This is a genomic window from Streptomyces sp. W16, from assembly GCF_033194735.1.
In the GTDB taxonomy this organism is placed as follows: Bacteria; Actinomycetota; Actinomycetes; order Streptomycetales; family Streptomycetaceae; genus Streptomyces.
Map to the genome: position 1 here is coordinate 1 of NZ_JAWOAI010000455.1, position 8,244 is coordinate 8,244.

The 8,244-nt window shown below is 71.9% G+C and carries 6 protein-coding genes; 4 read left to right on the top strand and 2 right to left on the bottom strand.

From position 1 onward, the window contains the following. Positions 1 to 2,262, bottom strand: a 2,262-nt coding sequence (locus R6V09_RS39985) for a cytochrome P450 (RefSeq protein WP_317886397.1), incomplete at its 3' end; no start/stop codon positions are given. 215 nt (positions 2,263 to 2,477) lie between these two features. On the opposite strand from R6V09_RS39985, the gene R6V09_RS39990 reads away from it, so the two are divergent. The 3 genes from R6V09_RS39990 (at position 2,478) to R6V09_RS40000 (ending at position 5,015) form a co-directional block, all read left to right on the top strand. After that, positions 2,478 to 3,068, top strand: coding sequence for a PAS domain S-box protein (locus tag R6V09_RS39990; protein ID WP_442810227.1), 591 nt, complete (start codon positions 2,478 to 2,480; stop codon positions 3,066 to 3,068). A gap of 136 nt (positions 3,069 to 3,204) precedes the next feature. Then, on the top strand, positions 3,205 to 3,885 hold the full coding sequence (locus R6V09_RS39995; RefSeq protein WP_317886399.1) for an SDR family NAD(P)-dependent oxidoreductase: 681 nt from the start codon (positions 3,205 to 3,207) through the stop codon (positions 3,883 to 3,885). A gap of 17 nt (positions 3,886 to 3,902) precedes the next feature. Then, entirely contained in the window at positions 3,903 to 5,015 is a 1,113-nt protein-coding gene (locus R6V09_RS40000) for an MBL fold metallo-hydrolase (protein ID WP_317886400.1), read from the top strand. A 154-nt stretch (positions 5,016 to 5,169) separates the two neighbouring features. On the opposite strand, the gene R6V09_RS40005 is transcribed toward R6V09_RS40000, so the two are convergent. Next, positions 5,170 to 6,054 (bottom strand): aldo/keto reductase, encoded by an 885-nt coding sequence (locus R6V09_RS40005; RefSeq protein ID WP_317886401.1) that lies wholly within the window; start codon positions 6,052 to 6,054, stop codon positions 5,170 to 5,172. A gap of 146 nt (positions 6,055 to 6,200) precedes the next feature. On the opposite strand from R6V09_RS40005, the gene R6V09_RS40010 reads away from it, so the two are divergent. Then, positions 6,201 to 8,244 (top strand): AAA family ATPase (locus tag R6V09_RS40010; RefSeq protein WP_317886402.1); only part of this gene is annotated, 2,044 nt, incomplete at its 3' end.

An 8,244-nucleotide genomic window follows, 5' to 3' on the forward strand; every position in this document is an offset into this window, starting at 1 on the left:
GGTCACGGGCCGGTCGACCGCGAGGCCGTCGCGGCGCGGTCGGGCCGGGCGGATGTCGAGGACGGTGCCGAGGTCGACGCCGAGTGCGGTGGCGGCGCGTTCGACGAGGGCCGGGGAGTTCGCGGGCAGGACGGTGAGGTGGTCGGCGGTCCGGTAGCCGGTCCCGTCCGGCAGGGCGACGCGGACGAAGCGCTTGCGGCGCGGGTGGCCGGGCGCGGTGAGGTCGTGGGCCTCGGTGACGGTCATGGGGAGGAGGCCGTGCCGTTCGGCGAGGGCGTCCAGGTGATCGCCGGTGAGGGTGCGGACCTCGTGGCCGGTAGCCGGTTCGACGGGCTCGGTGTCCGTGGCGTCGGGATCGCCGTAGGTCTCCAGCAGTGCCGTGCGCAGCCGTACCGTGAACTCCCTTACCGCGCCGGTGAGATCGCCGGAGGCGTCGGCTGCGGCGCGGTCGGTCAGGCGGGTGGCGCCGAGTTCGGCGAGCCGGGCGTCGATGCGGGTCGGCATGTGCTGGTAGGTGGCGGCCCAGTTGCGGTCGCCGACGCCGAGGACGGCGTACGTCACACCGGTGAGGTCGTGGCTCTCCTCCAGCCGGGCGGCGAAGGCGAGGGCGTCGTCGGTGGGGCGGCCGTTGTAGGAGGCGGCGGCGATGACCACGGGGCGGTCGGTGGGCAGGCCGTCGGCGTACGCGTCCAGCGGCGCGACTTCGACGGAGCATCCCAACACCGCTGCCTCGTCCGCGAGTTGGGCGGCGAACTCGCGGCAGGTGCCGTAGTTGCTGCCGTGCAGGAAGAGGGTGCGGGTGCCGGGGCGGACGCGGGCGGGGAGGGTGGCTTCCGCCACCGGAGTCGCGGGGGCCTCGACGGCGCCGGGCAGCGGCGGGTGCACGCGGTCGGCGGAGGTGCGCGGGGTGAGGGTCAGCGTGAAGCCGTCGGGCTTGAGGGTGAGGGTCTCCTTCACCTTGAGCCGGTAGTCCGCGTGGTCGTGGAGCCGGTAGCGGTGGACCAGCATCGCGAGCAGCATGGTCGCCTCGTGCAGCGCGAACTGCCGTCCGATACAGGCTCGTTCACCCGTGCCGAACGGCTTGAAGGCGTGCACGGAACGCGCCGCCTCCGCCTCGGGGGTGAAGCGCGAGGGGTTGAACAACTCGGGGTTGTCGCCCCATCCGGGCTGCCGGTGCAGCATCGGGGCGACCACGGTGACGGACTGCCCGGCGCTGAGCGGGATGCGTCCGCCGAGCACCGTGTCCTCAAGCGCCTGCCGGCTGAACGCGGCAGCGGTGGGCCACAGCCGTAGCGCCTCGTTGAGCACCTGGCGAGTGTAGGTGAGCCGGCCGACCTCGTCGTACGTGGGCTCCGTGTCCGCCGTGTCGCCCCACAGCGAGTCCACCTCGCGCTGCACGAGTTGGAGTACCGCCGGATGCTTGGCCAGGTAGTACAGCGCGAACGACATGGCGCCGGAGGTCGTCTCGTGGCCGGCGATCAGGAAGGTGATCACCTGGTTGCGAATGTTGGCGGTGTCGAGCATCGTGCCGTCGGCCGGGTGCTTGGCGCTCAGCATGAGTCCGAGGAGGTCCCCGGTGTCGGCCTGGTCCGTCCCGGTGCGGGCGGCGATGACGTCGTCGACGACCTGGGCGAGATGGTCGGCGTCGACCTGGAAGGCCGCGTCGGCCGCCGAGTGGTCCTGGCCCGGGACACGGGCCAGCCGGGTCATGCTCCACTCCAGGCAGCGGACCATGGACTCGACGAAGGGGTGCGGCTCGTCGCGCTCGAACGACCCGAAGTCGTAGTCGAATCCGGCGAGTCCGATGGTGTCGAGGGTCATCCGGGTCATGTCGTCGGGCACGTTCACGGGCTGTCCGTCGCTCGCGCCCCGGTCCCAGGCCTCGATGAGCCGGTGGGCCACCTTCAGCATCACGGGGTGGTAGGTGCGCATGGAGCCGAGCGCGAAGGCGGGCATCAGGATGTCGTGCGCCTTGGCCCAGTTGGGCTCGTCGTTGTACGCCGTGAAGAGTCCGTCGGCGGCGAAGGCCCGCACGTTCTCCAGGGCGGGCCCGACGTGCTTGGCGAACCGCCGCTCGTCGGCGAGGTCGGTCACGAGGTCGAGATCGCTGACGAACAGCGTGTCCCGGCCGTGCAACCGCCGTACGAACACCGGCCCGTGACGGCGCATCAGGTCCATGATCTGCTGCATCGGGGTGCGGCCCGGGCCGGTCGCGGTGATGTCGACGACGGGGACGTTCAAGAGGGTGTCGGTGGGGGGCATGGCGCGACAACTGCCTTTCGCGGTACGGGAGTACTGCGTTCCAGCGTGCTCGCCCGGCCCCGTCGGACCGCGCCAGGGGACTACATGATTGTGTAGTGCGGAACACCGACGGCGTCTTGTGCGGACGGCTCTGTCCGGCTAGACCGCCGGCGCGACTGGAGGCAGCGGTGGACTGGACCCGCAGAGAAGGCGTCGTGTGGCGCAACCGTGCCCTGATGCTCTTCGACCGGGTGTCGGTGCCGGTCGCGGTGTGCGATGTGTACGGCACGGTCCAGGTGGCCAATCCCGCGATGGCGGCCGAGTTCGGTATGACGCCGGGGCGGCTGCGCGGCCGGGACGTGCTCGATCTGTTCCGGCCGCAGGAGTCGGTCCAGGTGGAGCGGATCGCGCAGGCGCTGCGGCTGCGGCACCGGTCGCGGTACCAGGTGTCGGTGCGGTGGCGGGCCCCGGACGGCACCGAGCGCCACGGGGAGCTGACGGCCGACCCGGTCAGTGACACCGTGGAGGACACTCCCGCGCTGCTGGTGATGCTGCGCGTACAGGGCGAGGCCGAGCCCCGCGAGTTCGTCCCCGCGCGGGTCACCCCCATCGAGGCCCGCATCCTGGCGCTCCTCGCCGGCGGCGCCACCACCGCCCGCGCGGCCCGCGAGACGGGTCTCACGACCGACGGCGTGACCTATCACCTACGGCGTCTGTCGGCCCGCTGGGACGCGGCGAACCGTACTGAACTGGTCGCCCGCGCCTACGCGTTGGGCGTACTGGCCACCGGCGTCTGGCCACCGGTGCCCGCGACGGCAGCGAGGTAGGCCCCGCCCCGCCGCATCCGTGCCCTGTCCGTCGGCACGCCAACTCCGCACCGCCCTCCAGGAGATCACCGGAATCCGGTGAGGACCGCTCACCTGTCCCGCGGCGAACCTTGGCGCACGACAAGGAGGCGGTCCCGTGAGCGAACGCGTGGCGGTAGTGGTCGGTGCGGGTGGCGAACTGGGCTTCGCCACCTCGGTGGTTCTCGCGAACGCCGGGTTCAGCGTGACGGCGGTCGACCGCACCGCGAAGCCACTGGAGGCGCTGCCCGACGGCATCCGCCGGGAGGTGGGCGACGCGACCGACCCGGCCGTGGCCAAAGACCTCGTCGACCGGATCGCCGCCGAGTCAGGGCCTCCCGAAGTGCTGGTGAACACGCTCGGGGCGTTCCGCCCGGGAGACGCGCTCGCCACCACACCCGAGGAACTGCGCCTCATGCTGGACGTCAACCTCGCCGCCGCGCTCTGGCTGAGCCAGGCCGTGACGCCGTACATGCGGCAGCGCGGCGGAGGCGCCATCGTGCACGTGTCCTCCCGGCCGGCGGCCGAGCCGACCGCCGGGATGGCCGCGTACAGCCTGGGCAAGGCGGCGCTCAACCACCTCGTCCGCATCCTCGACCTGGAGCTGCGCCCGGACGGCATCCGTGTGAACGCGGTGGCGCCGCAGCTCCTCGACACGGCACGGAACCGGGCGGTGTTCCCTCCGCAGTCGCTGGCGCACGCCGTTCGGCCGGAGGCGATCGCGGACATCATCGCGTTCCTCGTCGGCGACCTTTCGGAGCACATCAGCGGAGCGATCGTGCCGGCCTACGGCGCCTGAAACCCACGCTCCCGCCCTTGCCCGTACGTCATCAACTCCCCCGCATCATCCACCGACTGGAGCAGATCACCATGTCCTCGACGAACCGCCGCTCTTTCCTCGCCCGCGGTGCGGCACTGGCGGCTGTCCCCACCGTCGCCGCGCTGGCCGACGGCGCGCTCGCCGGCCAGGCGTCGGCCGCCACGTCCACCGACCTGCCCGACTACGCGCCCGTCCCGGCGTCCGCGCTCGGTCCCGCCGTCAACTCCCAGGGCTACTACGTCGGCCGGATCGAGAAGAACCTGTACTGGGTGACCGACGGCACCTACCAGTCGGCGTTCCTGACGACCCGTGAGGGCGTCGTGCTCTTCGACGCGCCGCCGAGCATCGGACAGAACCTCCAGCGGGCGATCGACGAGATCGCCGCCGCCAACGGCGTCTCCAACAGAGTGACCCACCTGGTGTACTCCCACCACCACGCGGACCACCTCGGCGCCTCGTCGCTGTTCGGCAAGAAGGTGGTGCGCATCGGCCACGCCGAGACCAGGAAGCTGCTGGCCCGTGACAACGACCCGACCCGGCCGCTCCCGGACATCACCTTCGAGAAGAGCCACACGCTGCGGGTCGGCGGCGAGCGCGTCGAGCTGGCCTGGCACGGCACGAACCACACCCCCGACAACGTCTACATCCACCTGCCCGACCACAAGACCCTGATGCTCGTCGACGTCCTGCTGCCCGGCTGGGTCCCCTTCGACAGCTTCAACCTCAACGAGGACGTCCCCGGTTCCATCGCCGCCCCCGCCAAGGCCATGAGCTACCCGTGGAAGCACTTCGTCGGCGGCCACATCGGCAGGCTCGGCACCCGCCAGGACATGGTCGTGTACCAGCAGTACGTGGACGACATCGTCGCCAACGTCAAGAAGGCGCTCACGGCGGTGGACCCCACGCCGTTCTTCGCGAAGTACGGCAACAACGCGTGGGCCGCGGTCAAGGAGTACCAGGCCGCGCAGGTCGCCTACGCCTCCGAACCGGTCATCAGGAAGTACACCGGCGTCCTCGCCGCCGCCGACGTGTACACGGCCAGCACGACGTTCATCATCCTCGAATCGCTCCGCCTCGACCTCGGCGTGGGCTCGCAGGTCCATGCGTGAGTGATCCTGCGGCGGCCCGCCCCGGGAGGTGGGGCGGGCCGCCGCGTGGTCCGGGGTCAGGAGTGAAGGGCCGCGTCGAGTGCGCCCCGAGCTGGGCGAGGATCACGGTGCCCGGCGGGTAGCAGTCGAAGCGCTTGATCTTCCCCTCCGTTGTTCATGCCGGTTCCTCCTCATGCCGGTGCTGCTCGGTGTCGGGAAAGTGTCGTCTCAACTCCGCACGGGCCACGTCGTCGAGACCGACGTCGGCCGCGGCGAGGTTCTCGGTCAGATGCGCGCGGGTGCGGGTTCCGGGGATGAGCAGGACGTTCGGCGCGAGGTCGAGCAGCCGGCCGAGGGCGATGCGGGCCGGGGTGACGCCCAGCCGGGCGGCCTGCGCGGTGACTGCGGGGTCCGCGAGGATCCGGTGCCGCGCCTCCCCGGGCCAGCCCAGCGGGCAGAACGGAACGAACGCGATGTTCCGCCGCGCGCACTCCCTGAGGACGTCCATGGAGTGCTGGTCGGCCAGGTTGAAGAGGTTCTGCACACAGACGATCTCCGTCTGCGCGACGGCTCTCAGCAGCTGTCGCAGGGAGACGTTGCTGAGGCCGACGCCCTCGATGAGCCCTTCCTCGCAGGCCTGGACCAGTACCGCCAGCTGGGCGTCGAACCGGCCGTCCGGCGCCTCGGACGGGTCCACCATCCGCAGGTTGACCGCCGCCAGCCGGCTCGCGCCGAGCGCGGTCAGGTTCTCCTCGATGCCCTGGCGGAGCCGATACGGCCGGTCACTGCTGCGGGCTCCCACCTTGCTCACGATCGCCAGTCCGTCCGGATAAGGATGCAGCGCCTCCCGGATCAGTTCGTTCACAGTGCCCGCTCCGTAGAACTGCGCGGTGTCGATGTGGTCCACCCCCGCGTCGACCACCGCGCGCAGCACCCGCAGCGCCTCGTCGCGGTCGCGCGGGGGCCCGAAGACCCCGTCGCCGGAGAGTTGCATCGCGCCGTAGCCGACCCGGTGCACCCGTCTCGGTCCAAGGGGGAAGGTTCCGCCCAGCTCTTTCACACCGTCTCCTGTCGGCTCGCACGCACGGACCGTCCGAAGGGGCCGTCGAGAGTGACGCGCCCTTCGCGCGCCTGCTCACGATCACCGCCGTGGGGGTGACCGGTCATCGCCGGGATGCGGTGATTCGCATCGACTACGCTGACCGCGTGACCAGAGGACATGGCGTCATGCCCGACCTGCCGGCCACCGCGGGCCCTGTCCGCGTACCGGGCCGGGGCCGCCCGGGTCTCATCGACCGCCGCGACCTGATCGCCGCACTGGACCGCGCGTCCGAGCAGCGGGTGACGATGATCTCCGCGCCCGCCGGCAGCGGAAAGACCTCACTGCTGCACGCGTGGGCCGACCGGCCGGGACGGGATCGCCGTATCGCGTTCCTGTCCGTGCGGCCGGGTCAGCAGGACGCGCAGCTGTTCTGGCTCGCCCTGCTGGAGGCGGTCCGTGGCGCGGCCGGCGGCGAGGGCGCAGCCGAACCGCCGCCCACGACGCCCGGTTTCGACGGCGGCGCGATGGTGGACAAGGTGCTGTCCGAGATCACCGCGTCCGGCGGCACTTTCTATCTCGTCATCGACGACCTGCACGAACTCGGTTCCGCTGAGGCCGCCGAACAGCTCACGGCGCTGCTGGCGGCGCTCCCCCGGGGCGTCCACGCGATCGTCGCCACCCGGCACGACCTGCCGCTGCATCTGCACCGGCTGCGGCTGACCGGGGAGTTGGCCGAGATCCGCGCCGCGCAGCTGCGCTTCAGCGAGGCCGAGACCCGTGACCTCCTCACCGCTTCCGGAGTGGCACTCTCCGACGACGTGGCCGGTCTGCTGCACCAGCGGGCCGAGGGCTGGGCGGCCGGGCTGCGGCTCGCCGTGCTCTCGCTGGCCGGGCACCCGGATCCCGAGCGGTTCGTCGCCGAGTTCTCCGGCAGCCACCGTACGGTCGCCGAGTATCTGATGGCGGAGATGCTGGAGCGGCAACCGCCCGATGTGCAGCGGTTGTTGCTGCGCACCTCCCTGGCGGACCGGATCAACGGCGAACTGGCCGATCTGCTCACCGGCGCGACCGGTTCGGAGCGCATCCTGCTGGACCTGGAGGACGCCAACGCGTTCGTGGTGTCGCTCGACCCCGAGCGCACCTGGTTCCGCTACCACCACATGTTCGCCGACCTGCTCCGGCTGGAACTGCGCCGCACCTTCCCGGAGGCCATCCCGGAACTGCACCGGCTGGCCGCGCGCTGGTTCGCCGAACACGCCCAGGCCGTGGATGCCGTACGACACCTGCAGGCCGCCGGCGACTGGTCCGAGGCGGCCCGGCTGCTCACCGACCACACCGTCAGCCTCACGCTCGACGGGCAGGCCGGAAGCGTGGTGGCACTGCTGCGCGAGTTCCCGGCCTGCGTCGGCGAGGACTCCCCGGAACTGGCCCTGGTGCACGCCAACGCCGACCTGCACCAGCACCGGCTGGAGGAGGCCCGGGCGCATCTTGAGGTCGCCGGGGCGTACGCCGACGCGGCACCGCCCGACCGGCGGCCCCGGCTGCGGACGGCGATCGCGTCCCTGGATCTGCTGCTGGCCCGGCTGCGCGGGCACTTCGACGCCGTGTTCGAGCAGGCCGACGCGCTGCCCTCGCCCGCCGCGGGCCGCTCCAACACCGAGATCGCGCTCGCCAGCGATCTGCGGGCCCTCGCGCTGCTGAACCTGGGGGTCACCGAGGCCTGGTCGCTGCGGCTCGACGACAGCGAGCGGCACCTCCTGGAGGGCGCCGCGCTCGCCCGCGACATCGGCCGCCCCTATCTGGAGGTCGCCTGCCGCGCCCATCTGGGCTTCGCCTCGGGCAACCGTTCCTTCGCCCTGATCCGGGAACGCTGTGAGCAGGCCGTGGCGCTGGCCGCCCGGTACGGGTGGGACGCCGAGGCGGTGATCGCGCCCGCGCAGGTCTCCCTGGCCGGGACGCTGATCTGCGCGGGCGAGTTCGACCGGGGCGAGCAGTGGCTCGACCGCGCCCGGCGCGTCACCCGGTCCGAGGGGGAGCCCGGCGTGCGTCTGCTGGTGCATCTGACCTCCGCGATGCTCCGCGCCGCGCGTGGCCAACACGCCGAAACGCTGGCCGAGTTGACCGCCGCCGAGCAGGTTCAGGCACACATGGTGAGCCGGCACGGGCTGTCGACCTGGGCGACCGCCTGGGCGATCGCCACGCGGGCCC

Coding starts and splice junctions, on each gene's coding strand:
- R6V09_RS39990 (WP_442810227.1), top strand. CDS start 2,478: ATGCTCTTCGACCGGGTGTCGGTGCCGGTCGCGGTGTGCGATGTGTAC.